At 70.5% G+C, this 15,655-nt stretch carries 9 protein-coding genes; 4 read left to right on the top strand and 5 right to left on the bottom strand.

Translation table 11 applies throughout. The features are described 5' to 3' along the window. Positions 1 to 26: 26 nt before the first annotated feature. A complete protein-coding gene (locus ACQEVC_RS11130; protein ID WP_432875981.1) occupies positions 27 to 4,397 on the bottom strand; it encodes a HAMP domain-containing protein in 4,371 nt (1,456 codons plus the stop codon). A gap of 342 nt (positions 4,398 to 4,739) precedes the next feature. Here ACQEVC_RS11130 and ACQEVC_RS11125 point away from each other — a divergent pair, with 342 nt between their 5' ends. Next, positions 4,740 to 6,833 carry a SpoIIE family protein phosphatase gene (locus tag ACQEVC_RS11125; protein WP_432875978.1) on the top strand — a complete coding sequence of 698 codons (2,094 nt, stop codon included), beginning with the start codon at positions 4,740 to 4,742 and terminating at the stop codon, positions 6,831 to 6,833. 49 nt (positions 6,834 to 6,882) lie between these two features. Here ACQEVC_RS11125 and ACQEVC_RS11120 read toward each other — a convergent pair whose 3' ends face one another. The 3 genes from ACQEVC_RS11120 to ACQEVC_RS11110 form a co-directional block, all read right to left on the bottom strand. Next, positions 6,883 to 8,037 (bottom strand): glycosyltransferase, encoded by a 1,155-nt coding sequence (locus ACQEVC_RS11120; protein ID WP_432875975.1) that lies wholly within the window; start codon positions 8,035 to 8,037, stop codon positions 6,883 to 6,885. Positions 8,038 to 8,080: 43 nt separating this feature from the next. Continuing rightward, entirely contained in the window at positions 8,081 to 8,770 is a 690-nt protein-coding gene (locus tag ACQEVC_RS11115) for a class I SAM-dependent methyltransferase (RefSeq protein ID WP_432875972.1), read from the bottom strand. 102 nt (positions 8,771 to 8,872) lie between these two features. After that, positions 8,873 to 10,414, bottom strand: a complete 1,542-nt coding sequence (locus ACQEVC_RS11110; RefSeq protein ID WP_432875969.1) for an FAD-binding oxidoreductase — start codon at positions 10,412 to 10,414, stop codon at positions 8,873 to 8,875. 81 nt (positions 10,415 to 10,495) lie between these two features. On the opposite strand from ACQEVC_RS11110, the gene ACQEVC_RS11105 reads away from it, so the two are divergent. Beyond that, entirely contained in the window at positions 10,496 to 12,583 is a 2,088-nt protein-coding gene (locus ACQEVC_RS11105) for a S9 family peptidase (protein WP_432875966.1), read from the top strand. A gap of 28 nt (positions 12,584 to 12,611) precedes the next feature. Beyond that, positions 12,612 to 13,088, top strand: a complete 477-nt coding sequence (locus ACQEVC_RS11100) for a DUF488 domain-containing protein (RefSeq protein WP_432875963.1) — start codon at positions 12,612 to 12,614, stop codon at positions 13,086 to 13,088. On the opposite strand, the gene ACQEVC_RS11095 is transcribed toward ACQEVC_RS11100, so the two are convergent. After that, entirely contained in the window at positions 13,051 to 13,893 is an 843-nt protein-coding gene (locus ACQEVC_RS11095; RefSeq protein WP_432875960.1) for a hypothetical protein, read from the bottom strand. The two genes, ACQEVC_RS11100 and ACQEVC_RS11095, sit on opposite strands and share 38 nt — an antisense overlap. A gap of 244 nt (positions 13,894 to 14,137) precedes the next feature. On the opposite strand from ACQEVC_RS11095, the gene ACQEVC_RS11090 reads away from it, so the two are divergent. Continuing rightward, complete coding sequence (locus ACQEVC_RS11090; RefSeq protein WP_318400836.1) at positions 14,138 to 15,358, top strand: family 16 glycosylhydrolase; 1,221 nt, start codon at positions 14,138 to 14,140, stop codon at positions 15,356 to 15,358. Positions 15,359 to 15,655 lie beyond the last annotated feature (297 nt).

Genomic DNA, 15,655 nt, shown 5'->3' with positions numbered 1-15,655 from the left:
TCGGATCGTGCCCGTGTCATCCGCGCTCACCCCTCGACCTCCCGTCCGCCCCCGTTGACCCAGGAGGCCATCAGCTCGATCAACTCGTCCAGGTCCACCGGCTTGGTGATGTAGTCGCTCGCACCGGCGCCGAGTGCCGACTCGCGGTCCCCCGGCATCGCCTTGGCGGTCAGGAACACCACCGGCAGGTCGGTGAAGCGGTGGTTGCGGCGGATCGCCCGGGTTGTCTCGTAGCCGTCCTGGTCGGGCATCATCGCGTCCATCAGGACGATGTCCACCTCCGGATGTTCGGCGAGCAGGCGCACCCCGTCCACCCCGTTGTCCGAGTAGAGCACCGTCATGCCGTGCAGCTCCAACGCGCTGGTCAGGGCGAAGACGTTGCGGACGTCGTCGTCGATGATCAGCACGGTGGCGCCGTCGAGCTGCCGGGCCGCCGGGGTGATCGGCCGGTCCGGCTCGTTCTGGGTACGCAGCATGGCGGGCAGCCCGCCCCGGGGCGTCTGCATCGGCGGCACCGGCACCGGGGCGACCACCGCGTCCGGGGCCAGTACGTCCGGTACGAAGAGGGTGAACGTCGAGCCCTGGCCCGGCGCCGACGACACCGTGATGGTGCCGCCGATCAGGCGGGCCAGGTCGCGGCTGATCGACAGCCCGAGCCCGGTGCCGCCGTACCGCCGGCTGGTGGTGCCGTCGGCCTGCTGGAACGCCTCGAAGATAAGTCCGAGCTTGTCGTCCGAGATGCCGATGCCGGTGTCGATGACGGTGAACGCCACCACCTGGTTCGCGGTCGCCAGCGCCGGTACGTCGAAGAATGCTCCCTCCGGCGCCGGACCGATCCGCAGCGTCACCGCCCCGTTGTCGGTGAACTTGACCGCGTTGGAGAGCAGGTTGCGGAGGATCTGCTGCAACCGCTGCGCGTCGGTAACCAGGGTCGGCGGCAGCTCCTTGGAGATGCGTACCTGGAAGTCCAGGCCCTGCTCCTCGGCCTGCGGTGCGAACGCCTGCTCGACGTAGCTGCGGATCTCGGAGAACCGCACCTCGGTCGGCTCGACGTCCATCCGGCCCGCCTCGATCTTGGACAGGTCGAGGATGTCGTCGATCAGCGAGAGCAGGTCGGAGCCGGCACTGTGGATGGTGCGGGCGAACTCGATCTGCTTCTCGGTCAGGTTGTCCTCCGAGTTGTCCGCCAGCAACCGGGCCAGCAGCAGCAGCGAGTTGAGCGGCGTACGCAGCTCGTGGCTCATGTTGGCCAGGAACTCCGACTTGTACGCCGAGGCGCGGGCCAACTGTTGCGCCTTGTCCTCCAGACCGATCCGGGCCAGCTCGATCTCCCGGTTCTTGGTCTCGATGTTGCCCTTCTGCTCGGAGAGCAGTTGCGCCTTGTCCTCCAGCTCGGCGTTGGTGCGCTGGAGTTCGGCGGACTGTTCCTGGAGTTCGTGGGCGAGCCGCTGGGACTGGGAGAGCAGTTCCTCGGTACGCCGGTTGGCCTGGATGGTGTTCAGCGCGATGCCGATGGTCGAGACCAGCCGCTCCAGGAAGGCCAGGTGCAGGTCGGAGAAGGGCGAGACGCTGGCGAACTCGATGACGCCGAGCAGTTCCCCCTCGAAGAGCACCGGCAGCACCACCAGGTCGGCCGGGGGCGTGGCGGCGAGTCCGGAGCGGACCGTGAGGCTGCCGTTCGGCGGGGCGCCGACCCGGATCGTCCGCCGGGACAACGCGGCCTGCCCGACCAGCCCCTCGCCGGGACCGAACGTGACGTCGTGGTGCCGGGCCACGTAGCCGTACGACGCGGTGAGCCGTAGCCGCATCACCGCCTCGTCGGTGTCGGCCAGGAAGAACGCGCCGAGTTGCGCGTCGACCAGCGGGGTCACCTCGGTCATGATCATGCGGCAGACCTCGCCGAGGTCCCGCTGCCCCTGGAGCAGACCGCCGATCCGGGCCAGGTTGGAGTCGAGCCAGCCCTGCTCGGCGTTCTTCTTGGTGGTCTCCCGGAGCGTGACGATCATCTGGTTGATGTTGTCCTTCAGCTCGGCGACCTCGCCCTGCGCCTGTACGGCGATCCGCTGGGTCAGGTCGCCGGTGGTCACCGCCGTGGAGACCTGGGCGATCGCCCGGAGCTGGGTGGTCAGCGTGGAGGCGAGCTGGTTGACGTTCTCGGTGATGTCCCGCCAGGTGCCGGAGACCCCCTTCACCTGGGCCTGACCGCCGAGCTTGCCCTCGACGCCGACCTCGCGGCCGACCCGGGTCAGCTCCTGCGCGAACGAGGAGAGCTGGTCCACCATCGTGTTGACGGTGCCCTTCAGCTCCAGGATCTCGCCCTGCGCGTCCACAGTGACCTTCTGCGACAGGTCGCCCCGGGCCACCGCCGTGGTGACCGAGGCGATGTTCCGGACCTGGGCGGTCAGGTTCGAGCCCATCGAGTTCACGTTGTCGGTCAGGTCCCGCCAGGTGCCGGAGACTCCCTTCACCTGGGCCTGGCCGCCGAGTTTGCCCTCGGTGCCCACCTCCCGGGCCACCCGGGTCACCTCGTCGGCGAACGACGAGAGCTGGTCCACCATCGTGTTCACCGTCTGCTTGAGTTCCAGGATCTCGCCCTGCGCGTCGACGGTGATCTTCTGGCTCAGGTCACCCCGGGCGACCGCCGTGGAGACCTGGGCGATGTTCCGGACCTGGGCGGTCAGGTTCGACGCCATCGAGTTCACGTTGTCGGTCAGGTCCCGCCAGGTGCCGGCGACGCCACGCACCTGGGCCTGGCCGCCGAGCTTGCCCTCGGTACCCACCTCCCGGGCCACCCGGGTCACCTCGTCGGCGAACGACGAAAGCTGGTCCACCATCGTGTTCACCGTCGACTTCAGCTCCAGGATCTCGCCCCGGGCGTCGACGGTGATCTTCTGCGACAGGTCACCCTTGGCCACCGCCGTGGTGACCGAGGCGATGTTCCGGACCTGGGCGGTCAGGTTCGACGCCATCGAGTTCACGTTGTCGGTGAGATCCCGCCAGGTGCCGGAGACCCCCTTCACCTCGGCCTGGCCGCCGAGCTTGCCCTCGGTACCCACCTCCCGGGCCACCCGGGTCACCTCGTCGGCGAACGACGAAAGCTGGTCCACCATCGTGTTCACCGTCGACTTCAGCTCCAGGATCTCACCCTGCGCGTCGACCGTGATCTTCTGCGACAGGTCGCCCTTCGCCACCGCGGTGGAGACCTGGGAGATGTTCCGCACCTGCGAGGTGAGGTTGCCGGCGAGCTGGTTGACGTTCTCGGTCAGCGCCCGCCAGGTGCCCGAGACGCCGCGTACCTGGGCCTGGCCGCCGAGCTTGCCCTCGATGCCGACCTCCCGGGCCACCCGGGTCACCTCGTCGGCGAACGACGAGAGCTGGTCCACCATCGTGTTGACGGTGTCCTTCAGCTCCAGGATCTCGCCCTGCGCGGCCACCGTGATCTTCTGGCTCAGGTCACCCCGGGCCACCGCCGTCGACACCTGGGCGATGTTCCGGACCTGGGCGGTCAGGTTCGACGCCATCGAGTTGACGCTGTCGGTGAGGTCCTTCCAGGTCCCGGCGACGTTGGGTACCTCGGCCTGACCGCCGAGTTTGCCCTCGGTGCCGACCTCCCGGGCCACCCGGGTCACCTGCTCGGCGAAGAGCCGCAGCGTGTCGGTCAGCCCGTTGATGGTGTGCGCCAGCTCGGCGACCTCACCCTTGGCGGAGACCGTGATCTTCTGCGACAGGTCGCCCCGGGCCATCGCCGTGGTCACCTGCGAGATCGACCGCACCTGGTAGGTCAGGTTCGACGCCATGGTGTTCACCGAGTCGGTGAGGTCCTTCCAGGTGCCGGCGACGCCGCGTACGTCGGCCTGGCCGCCCAGCTCGCCCTCGGTGCCCACCTCCCGGGCCACCCGGGTCACCTCGTTGGAGAAGGACGAGAGCTGGTCGACCATCGTGTTGACGGTGCGGCCGATCCGCAGGTATTCACCGCGCAGCGGCCGGCCGTCGATCTCCAGCGCCATGTGCTGGGAGAGGTCGCCGTCGGCGACCGCCACGATGACCCGGGCGATCTCGGTCGTCGGCCGGCCCAGGTCGTCGATGAGCTGGTTGATCGCCCGCTGCCCCTCGGCCCAGGCGCCGTCCAGCCCCTCCTCGTCCAGCCGCTCGGTGAGCCGGCCGTCCCGACCGACGATCCGGCTGATCCGGCGCAGGTCGAGGTGCTGCCGTTCCTGGAGGGAGACCACCTCGTTGAAGGCGTCGGCCACCTCGCCCGCGACGCCGGCCCGGCGGGGCAGCCGTACCTTCAGATCGCCGCGACGGACCCGGCGCAACGCGTCGGCGAGTTCGCTGAGCAGCACCGCGTCCTCGCCGGCGGACCGCTCCTCGGCAGAGATCTGTTTCGCCGTGGTCATCGTTCCTCGCTCAGGTTTCGAAGGAGGTGGGCCAGCCCGGCCGGCCCGCGCCGCCAGGTGGTCGGCGAATCCGCTCTGCCGCGCCCGCGCGGTTCCGCGCGAGCGGCGGCCACACCCATCATTGTGCCTTCCGTCCATCCAATGCCACCCTCGGCGGACACCGGAGTCGGTAGTGGCAGTCGGCGGGACCAGCCAGGAGGTAAAGCGGGCAGAACGGTCAAGTGGGGCACGGTTCAGCGTAGCGCGGCCCTGCTCCGACCGCCTGCCGGGCACGAGCGCGGCGCAGACGTGCCCGGCCCGGATAGGGTGGCCTGGGTCTCGGATCGGTGGAGGATACGGAAGGTGTCAGCGGAGGCGGGCGGCACGGGCACCGGCGGAGCGGCCACCGGGGGCACGGGCGATCAACTGCGCCGGGTACGGCTACCCGCCGACCGTCGTACCCCGGCGGCTGCCCGCGCCCTGGTCCGGTCGGTACTCGCCGAGGTCGGCCTGGAGGAACTGCTCAACGAGGCGCTGCTGCTCACCACCGAACTCTCCACCAACGCGGTCGAGCACGCCCGCACCGAACTGGACATCGAGGTCGTCGCGGACTCCTCGGGCCTGACCGTGACGGTCTCCGACTTCGCGGCCGGACCGATCGACGACGTGACGGCCCGGCCCAGAAACGACCTGACGGACATCTCGCAGGTTTCCGAGCGGGGCCGGGGACTGCTCCTGGTCGACCACTTCGCCAGCCGGTGGGGCACCACGCACCAGGCCACCGGCAAGGGCGTCTGGTTCCGGCTGGACCGCAAGGACCCGGCCGGCTCGGGGCAGCATCCGCTGGAGGCGGGGCACGCGGTGTCCGTCGGCGGCGCCGGCAGCCCACCCGGCCCGTCCGCGCCGAGCGCCGGGGCGATGAGCGCGCTGATGCAGACCGCCCCCGATCCGTACGCCGACGATCCGCTGCCCACCTTCGCCGCCGACCTGCTGGTCCGGGTCGGCGACATGGTCGGCGCGGCCGGCGGGGCGGTACGCCTCGACCGGGGCGACGGCGCCGGCTGGCAACTGCTGGCCCGGTACGGCCGGCAGCCCCGCCCCGGCGACGAACTGCTCCGGGTGCCGTTGACCGTGCACCGGCCGTACGCCGGGGAGCTGGAACTCGACGCCGCGCCGTCGGGGTACGCCCGCCCGCTCGCCGCGCTGGTCGCCGAGCGGCTCTCCCTGCACCTGGAGAACGACCGGCTGCGCCGGGCCGACGTACGCCGGCAGACCTGGCTGACCTTCCTCGCCGAGGCGAGTGAACTGCTCGCCCAGTCGCTCGACGTCGAGCTGACGATGGCGCTGATCCCGCAACTCGTGGTCCCCCGGCTCGGCCAGTGGTGCGCGGTGCACGTCACCGACGAGTGGGGGCGGTTGAAGCTGGCCGCGGCCACCCACGCCGACGAGGCGGTGCTGCCGCAACTGCACAAGATGCTCAAGGAGGACGGTCCGGAGTCGGTGCAGTCCCGGTTGCGCGAGGCGTCCCGCAGCCAGGGGCAGGTGCCGATCGGCGCCCCGATGGACGGCTTCGCCATCCCGCTGGTCGCCCGGGGGCAGCGGCTCGGCACCCTGGCGGTCGGCCGGCACCAGCGGCACCGGCACGACCCGGACGAGGTCGCCGTACTGGAGGACGTGGCCCGGCGGGCGGCGCTGGCGATCGAGAACGCCCGGATCCATGACGAACGGCGCAAGGTCGCGCACACCCTTCAGCAGTCGCTGCTGCCGCCCGTGCTGCCGGTGGTGGAGGGGATCGGGTTCGCCGCCGAGTACGTGCCGACCGGGGACGCGGCCGAGGTCGGCGGCGACTTCTACGACGTCGTACCGCTGTCCGAGGACCGCTGGCTGGTGGTGGTCGGGGACGTCTCCGGCAAGGGCGTGCAGGCGGCGGCGGTGACCGGGCTGGTCCGGGACGTGATCCGGGTCCTGGTCGGCGACGGCAAGCCGCTGCCGGAGGCGTTGGCCCGGCTCAACGGCACGCTGGTGGAACGGGGTGGCGGCCGGTACTGCACGCTGGCGCTCGCCGCCGTGGACCGGGACCGGACGGGCCGGCTCACCGTCTCGCTCTACCTGGCCGGTCACGACCGGCCGGTACTGGTCCGCGCCGACGGGCGCGCGTCGTTCGTGGGTTCCGGGGGTACGGCGCTCGGCCTGCTCGACTCGATCACCTCGCCGGCCGCGGAGGTGCGGCTCGGCCCCGGCGACGCGCTGGTCTTCTACACCGACGGGGTGACCGAGCGGCGGCGCGGCCGGGAGCTCTTCGGCATCGAGCGGCTTCGGGACGCGGCGGCGCCGCTGGCCGGCTACTCGGCGGAGGTGGTGGCCGCCCGGCTGCGCGCGGCGGCGATCAACTTCTCGGTCGAGTCACCCCGGGACGACATCGCCATCCTGGTGCTCCGCAACGACTCGACCGGCTGACCGCCACCTCCCCCGGCGCGTCGGGCAGCCCCCACGAACTCCACCGTGGTCAGAGCTGGCGGGCACCCTGCGGGGGTGGTGACATCTCCGGGCCGGTGGCGGCGTCCGGGGCAGAGCCGTTTTCGGGAAGCCGCTGCAACCGTACGGAGATCCGGTGTCCGGTCAGCTCGCGCAGTCGGTCCGCCATGAGCCGGGCGGTGTCCAGGCACTCCAGCCGTCGAGCGCGGCGCGGACCGGCCCAGTATTCGGCGAGCATCGCGGAGGCGAGCGCGGGCGGGTCCGCCACCGGGCAGCGGCGGCCCGTCTCCTCGGTGCACAGATCGTCCGCGGAGGCCATTTCGACCGACGCGACGACCCGCGTGCCGAAGCCCAACGCCTCGTTGATCACCCAACCCCACGGCTCGCGGTGGGACGGAGCCACGAAGACGTCTGCCGCGGCGTACACGGCGCCCAGCCGCTGCTGGGGAATCGCGCCAAGGTAGCGGCAGTCGTCGTGGGCGTCGACGTACTGGCGGACCTGCGGCTCCAGCGACCCGCTGCCGACGATGACGAGAGCGGTGGTGCCGGCGGGCACCGCCTGGCGTACGACGTCGTACGCCCGCAGAAGGTCGGTGACGCCCTTGATCGGTTCAAGCCTGCCCACGAAGGTGAAGACGAAACGCTCGGCGAGCCCCAGCCCGGCTCGTAGCGCCGCGGCTCCTGACTCGTTCCCCGGCAGTTGTTGCAGCGCGTACGGGATCAGATGGTGCCGTCGCAGGCCCAACAGCCGCCAGTATGCGGTGTTGGCCGATCCGTTCGTCCACACCTCCGGCTGCCCCACCAGCATCCTTAGGTACCAGCGTTTGAGTAGTCGGCGGAACGCCGGGCGAGACGATTCGTCGCGGACGTTGGCCGCACCCCGCAACACGAGCGGGAGACCACGCAGCCGGGCGACGTTCGCCGAGACCAGCCTGGCCAGGCCGCGGTATCCGTACACGCCTACCGCCCGCAGCTTCGGCGACAGGAGAGCCTTGGCGAGTACGACCCGGCCGCGGAGGTGGTCGAGCACGATGTAGCGGTGCGTCGCCGCGACATGGCCCCAGCCGTGGGAGGTGTCGGCGCCGTAGAGGTAGAACACGCAGAGCTGGTCGCCCAGCTCCTCCTGTAGCCGGTTGAGCACAGGCGTGTGATATGGGCTGGGACACTCGACGACGAAGACGATCATGATCGGACCTTTCCCCGTTCCTTCTCGGCTAGGGTCTTCGGGATCAGCGGATGGCCTCCACGAACAGGCTGTCCGGTCGATGCTCCACCTCGGCCAGCCCGGGTAGGGCGCCGACCAGGTACTCGCGTGGTTGTGGGTTCGGGAAGCCGGCCTGGCGCAGCATCTCGTGCACCAGTGCCGGCGTCGGCTGCCAACGATGGGACGAGCTGGAGAACCGGGTGACCACTCGCTCTCTGCGGGTCGGTCGGGAGAGTGGACCCATCAGTAGGTTCTTGGTGAATTCCAGGCCGGCAGCGGCGGCTTCGTCACCTGCGGCGGAGAGAAGTCGGCGGGCCAGTACCTGGGCGTCCGGCAGAGCGAGCCGGATCATCCCGCCTGGACGCAGCGTCCGATGGCACTCACGCAGGAGCAGGAGGGCCTGGTCGTAATAGAGATGTTCCAACGTGTGCGACGAGTAGATCGCGGAGACCGAGCTGTTCGGATACGGCAGCGGCTTGGTTACGTCGAACTGCTTGATGGACCGTGGCCAGGGAACCATGTGTTCCTTGCTCAGCACCCCGGCTCGGCGGAGGAGCGATCTGGCACCCGGTACGCGCGCCAGAGTCAAACTTGGCGACCTGTCGATGTTGACCCAGCCGGCGGGAGCCCGTAGTCCGCAGCCCAGGTTGAGGCGAATATCTGCTTGTTTTTCGAAGAACGTCTCATGAGTCACCGAAAGGTTCGTTCGCCCCATAAGCACGCATAGTAACCACAAGGGACGCGGCCCGAGGGCTACTTACCGTCTCGTGGCGGCGTCCGCGCCGCACAACGTTGACGTGCGGGTTCCCCTGTCGGGTCAGATGCCGCCCGGATAGCGCCCGGGGGCGAGTCGTCGGGCCGGATCGAAGTGCTCCTTGACCCGGCGCAGCATCGGCAGGTCGGGCAGTTCACCCCAGACGTCCACGGCTTCCCGGATCCGGGCCGGAGCGGCGACCACCACGCAGCGGCCGGAGCGGGCGCGCAGCACCGCGCGTACGCCGTCCAGGATGGCGCCGACCCGCTCCGGTGACGAGTCGGCCGACAGCGCGGCGTGCACGACACCGAGCCCGGCCGAGCCGCGTACCGGCACCGGCGCCCCGGCGGCGTCCCGCAGTGCGTAGACGGCGGCGTGCAGGTCACCGATCGGCACCTCGATGCGCAGCGCCACCTGGTCGGGCTGGAACGGATAGCGGCGCCACCACCCCGGCGCCGCTCTGACCACCTGGGCGTCGCCGCCGAGCAGCGCGGTCAACCGGGCCGCCCGTTGCGCCACCTCGGTCGGCCCGCCTTCGAGCAGTACGGCCAGGCTGCCGGAGCCGGGTTCGCCGAACCGGCCGCGCGGCCCGGGCCCACCGCCGAGCCCGGGGTGTCCCCGGTCACCGGATCCGCCTGCGCCCGCGGATCGGCTCGGCACACCGGGCCGGCCCGGTGACTCGAACCAGCCTCGCCCGCCGGCCCGGCCGGACGGGCCGGGTGCCCCCGTGGCACCCGGTCCGTCCGGCGGAAGGTGCCCGCCGGAGCCGGGGCGCCGGACGCCGCGGTCGGTCGTCGGCGCCCGGCCGCCGGGCAGGTCGACCTCGATCGCGGTCGGCCGCAGCTCGGCGTCGAGGACGGCACGGACCAGGTCGTGCACCTCCAGCGGGGTCCAGACCGAACGGACCACCCAACTCCGGCTCGCCGGAATCGGCTGCACCCGCAGGGTCGCCGAGACCAGCACGCCGAGCGCACCCTGCGACCCGCAGAGCAGCCGGGCGACGTCGGGATGGGCCGGCACCGCATCGGGCCGCTCCCCGGGACGGCCGGTCGTGCCGGCCCGGGCGTGCGCGAGCACCCCCGAGGCGTCCACGTAGCTCACCCCGACGAGCTGGTCGCAGGGCCGGCCGTGCAGGTGCCGCAGCGGACCGCTCTCGTCGGCCGCGACCACGCCCCCGACGGTGGCGCCGACCGAGGGCACGTCGATCGGCAGCCGACGCCCGGTCCGTTCCAGGATCGCCTCGGCGGCCCGGACCGGTGTGCCGGCCCCGATCTCGGCGACCAGCTCGCCCTCCGGCTGCTGCCAGACCCCGGCGAGCCGCCCGGTGTCCAGCACGATGTCGACCTGCGACGGGGGCATGCCCCAGTCGAGTTTGGTGCCGGCCCCCCGGGCGACCACCGAGAGGTCGTGCTCGGCGGCGAGCCGGACCACCTCGGTGACCGCCTCCGGACTGCCCGGCGCCGCGACCCAGCGGGCCGCCGCGCCGGCCACCCCGTCGGCCGCCCCCGCGGCCCGGGCGAAGTGGGCACCGCAGATGCCCGCCAGTCGCCGTGCGATGTCAGCGCCCCCGCGTCGTTCTATCGAAATCTCCCCCACCTTGGTCATCGTACACATGTACTAACTTTCGGCAACGCCCCGGGCCGCACCGGGCCGCCCACCGGCCAGCCGGACGGGTAACGTGACCGGGTGACCACTGAGACGACCGCCGCTCCCGTCGCCAAGCGGGTGCCGACCGAGCGCACCCACCACGGCGACACGGTGATCGACGAGTACGCCTGGCTCGCCGACAAGGACGACCCGGACACGATCGGCTACCTGACCGCCGAGAACGCCTACACCGAGCAGACCACGGCCCGGCTCGGCCTGCTGCGGGAGACGCTGTTCAACGAGACGAAGCGGCGGACGAAGGAAACCGATCTATCGGTGCCGACCCGCAAGAACGGCCACTGGTACTACACCCGGACGGTCGAAGGCGAGCAGTACGGCATCCACTGCCGCCGATCGGTGCAGGACGGCGAGACGGCCCCGCCGATGCCGGAGGACGGCGCACCACTCGACGGCGAGGAGATCCTGCTCGACGGCAATGCGCTGGCGCAGGGGCACGACTTCTTCTCGCTCGGCACCTTCGACGTCAGCCCGGACGGGCGCTGGCTCGCCTACTCCACCGACTTCGCCGGCGACGAGCGGTTCACCCTGCGGGTCAAGGACCTCTCCACCGGCGAGGTGCTCGCCGACGAGGTACCGGACACCTTTTACGGCAGCGCCTGGTCGGCCGACGGCTCCACGCTGTTCTACCTGACCGTGGACGAGAGCTGGCGGCCCTACCGGGTGTGGCGGCACACCGTCGGCACGGCGGCGGACGCCGACGAGATCGTCTACCAGGAGGACGACGAGCGGTTCTGGGTCGGCGTCGGGCTGACCCGCTCGGAGAACTTCGTCGTCATCGACTCGCACAGCAAGGTGACCAGCGAGGTACGGGTCATCCCGGCCAGCAATCCCAGCGGCGCCCCGGCGGTGATCGCGCCCCGACGGCAGGGCGTCGAATACTCCATCGAGCACCACGGGCACCGCTTCCTGATCCTGCACAACGACGGCGCGGAGGACTTCGCGCTCGCCTACACCTCGGCGGACGCGCCCGGGGACTGGGTGCCGATGATCGAGCACACTCCCGGCACCCGGCTGGAGGCGGTCGACGCCTTCGCCAACCACCTCGTGGTGTCGCTGCGTACGGCCGGGCTGACCGGGATCCGGGTGCTGCCGGTGGGTAGCACCGAGTCGTACGACATCGACTTCCCGGAACCGCTCTACAACGTCGGGCTGGACAGCAACCCCGAATACCAGACCACCAGCGTCCGGCTGCACTACGCCTCGCTGACCACCCCCGACTCGGTCTACGACTACGACCTGGTCACCCGGGAGATGGTGCTGCGCAAGCGGAAGCCGGTGCTCGGCGCCTTCGACCCGGCCGGCTACGAGCAGCACCGGGACTGGGCGTTCGCCGACGACGGGACCCGGGTGCCGATCTCGCTGGTCTGCCGGGCCGGCACGCCCCGGGACGGCTCGGCGCCGTGCGTGCTCTACGGCTACGGCTCCTACGAGGCCAGCATGGACCCGTGGTTCTCCATCCCCCGGCTCTCCCTGCTGGACCGGGGCGTCGTCTTCGCCGTGGCACACGTGCGCGGCGGCGGTGAACTGGGCCGCCGGTGGTACGAGACCGGCAAGCTGCTGAGCAAGAAGAACACCTTCACCGACTTCGTGGCCACCGCCCGGCACCTGGTCAAGGCCGGTTGGACCTCGGCGGACCGGCTGGTCGCCCGGGGTGGCTCGGCCGGTGGGCTGCTGATGGGCGCGGTGGCGAACATCGCCCCGGACGCCTTCGCCGGGATCGTCGCGCAGGTGCCGTTCGTCGACCCGCTCAACTCGATCCTCGACCCGTCGCTGCCGCTCACCGTCACCGAGTGGGAGGAGTGGGGCAACCCGCTGGCCGACCCCGAGGTGTACGCGTACATGAAGTCGTACTCGCCGTACGAGAACGTCAGCGCGCAGGACTACCCGCCGATCCTCGCCGTCACCAGCCTGAACGACACCCGGGTTCTCTACCACGAGCCGGCGAAGTGGGTCGCCCGGCTCCGGGCCGTCGCACCGCAGGGGTCGTACCTGCTCAAGACGGAGATGGGTGCCGGGCACGGCGGCCCGAGCGGGCGCTACGACTCCTGGAAGGAGGAGGCGTTCGTCGCCGCCTGGATCCTCGACCGGCTGGGCGTGGCCGCGTAAAGCGCAAGGTTGTGGAAGGGTGACTCGCATGACGGTCTTGACGGGCGACCGCTCCGGACTGGTCGGCGTGGGTTACGAGGGCCGGGACATCGGGGACTTCGTGGCAGACCTGGTCACGATGGGCGTGTCACGTCTGGTGGACGTACGACTCACCCCGATCTCCCGGAAGCGGGGGTTCAGCAAGTCAGCGCTCGGGCAGGCGCTCGGCGACGCGGGGATTGCCTACGAACACCGACGTGAGCTGGGAAATCCGAAGGACAACCGGCCTGGATTCACCGGCTCTCCGGAAACGCTCGCCCAGGCCCGGGCGATCTACGCCGGACTGCTCGCCCGGCCGGAGGCCGTCGACGCACTCGACGCGCTCGCCGCCGCGAGCCAGCGGGAACTCGTCGCGCTGCTCTGTTTCGAGGCTGACCAGCGGCAGTGTCACCGGGACCTGGTGCTCCAAGCGGCACACGAGCGGCGTCCTATCGGTGGGGCGGCCAGTAGACCCCGAGGACGCTGAACGTATTGACCCGCTTGGCCTGGTTGCCGACGTAGAAGGCGACATCGCGACCAGGCCCGCAGAGTTCGTGCAGGAACTTCTGTTCCACGGCTCGCCGCACCTCGTCGTCGGAGCGGCCCCGCAGATTGCGTTGCAGGGCGACGAGTTCCCAGTCCAGGATTCCTTGCCGGTGCCCACCGCAGCCCGGTTCGTGGCAGTGGTAGTGGTAGGTTGCTCGAAATCGGGGTGCCTCAAGTGGCGTCCGGTCGCGGCTATCGAGCAGGTCGAGTTGGCTGACGTACGCTCCGATCTTGCGTTGGTCGTCAGCAGACCAGCCCTCGTGCGGGGTGACCCGGATCCCGTCGACCCGGACCGGCCGGACCAGCGCCAGTGACGGTGCGTCCGACCGATCGGCCGTCGCCCGATGCACGCGGCACATCGAGTCCTCGACGTACGGGTCGAGCAGTTGGCGCCGTTTCTCCCACGGCGGCACAAACAGCTCCCGCGTGACCGAGTCGACGATCGGCCTCCAACTCTCACGACGTTGGTCCTGCCGCGCGGGCTTGGCGTCGATCGAGATGATCTCGTACTTCCGGAACCGGTCCTCCCGCACCAGGTCTCGATGATTGATCGGGTAGAGCCGCACCCATCCTCGCCGAAGCGGGTCCACGCTGAGCGCGGCCACGCACACCGTCTCGCCGTACTTCGCGGACGGGTTGGGAGCCGCCTTCACGGTGATGAGCAGCCGAAGCCGTACCGGAGCATCGCTGTCCGGTTTAGGCTCGGGGCCGGCCTCGTCGGGGCCGAAGAAGGACAGTTGCGTCATGGCGCCTCCAGCCGAGAGAGCTGTGGGTGTCGACGTAACTACTCCGAGAGATATTTTCATAGACGGCGATACCTGGCTAGCCCTTGCCGATGCCCCACAAGCGCGCCACCGTCCACGACGGACCCCGCTCGCACAGCAGGGCGATTCGATCCAGGGGCGATCCTCTCGACAGACTGCGGCTCCGCAACTTTCTTTTTAGTTAACAACCTTGCAAGAAAGCGCTCTCTGGCGTAGAAACATTGACATGCGTACACGCCGAGCCACCCTCGTCCTGGCCCTGCTGGCCGCAACGCTGGTGGTCACCCCACCCAGCCCGGCCGTCGCTGAGCCGGGCGCGCTCACCTGGAGCGACGAGTTCAACGCGCCAGCCGGCACCGCCCCCGACGGCACCAAGTGGAAGCACGACATCGGCGGCGGCGGCTGGGGCAACAACGAGCAGCAGTACTACACCAACAGCACCAGCAACGCCGCGCACGACGGCAACGGCAACCTGGTGATCACCGCCCGCCGGGAGAACCCGGCCAACTACCAGTGCCACTACGGCCGCTGCCAGTACACCTCGGCCCGGCTGCTCACCGCGGACCGCTTCACCCAGACGTACGGCCGGTTCGAGGCCCGGATGAAGCTGCCGCGCGGCCAGGGCATCTGGCCGGCGTTCTGGATGCTCGGCGGCATGCCCTGGCCGGACATGGGCGAGATCGACATCATGGAGAACATCGGCCGCGAGCCCGGCAACCTGTACGGCACGCTGCACGGCCCCGGCTACTCCGGCGGCAGCGCGATCAGCTCCCGCTACACGCTCCCCGGCGGTCAGGCGTTCGCCGACGCCTTCCACACCTTCGCCGTGGACTGGGCGCCGGACTCAATCACCTGGTACGTCGACGGCATCCAGTACGGCCGCAAGACCCCGGCGGACCTGAACGGCAACCGCTGGGTCTACGACCACCCGTTCTTCATGATCATGAACATCGCGGTCGGCGGCCACTGGCCGGGCTACCCCGACGCCAGCACCACGTTCCCGCAGCAGATGTTGGTCGACTACGTACGGGTCTGGGGTTGGAACACCGGTGGCGGCGGCAACCCCGGCACCGGCAACCAGATCGTCGGGATCGGCAACAAGTGCATCGACGTGCCGGGCGCGAACCCGGCCGACGGCACCCAGTTGCAGATCTGGGACTGCAACGGTACCGCCGCGCAGAGCTGGGCCTTCACCGGCGGCACGGTCCGGGCGATGGGCAAGTGCATGGACGTGGCGAACGGCTCGACGGCCAACGGCGCCAACATCCAGATCGTCGGCTGCAACGGCAATCCCGCCCAGCAGTTCGTGCTGAGTGCGGCCGGCGACCTGGTGAACCCGCAGGCGAACAAGTGCGTCGACGTACGCGACCGGAGCACGGCCAACGGCGCGAAACTCCAGCTCTGGGAGTGCACGGGCGGCGCGAACCAGAAGTGGCGGCGCGCCTGACCCGGCGGACGCGCGGCGGCACGCCGACCCGCCGCGACACCGGCCCCGCACCGAACCCGGTGCGGGGCCGGTCGCTGGTACGCCCGGTCCACCGGCATGACCCGATCCACAGGTATTGCCAGCTCGCAGGCATGGCAAGCCCGCAGGCATGGCCCGGTCCGTCCCACCCGGACCGCCGGCTGGCTCCGCCCGGCACGGAAGAGCTGACAGCACTCCTTGCGAGAGAGCTGGCAGAGTTGTTCCAGGAGACTGTCGAGCTGGGTACACAGACGGGGCGGTGCCGTCGACATCAGCGGG

The sequence above is a fragment of the Plantactinospora sp. CA-294935 genome (assembly GCF_050936445.1).
GTDB lineage: Bacteria > Actinomycetota > Actinomycetes > Mycobacteriales > Micromonosporaceae > Plantactinospora.
This window is presented reverse-complemented; position numbering and strand designations above follow the sequence as displayed.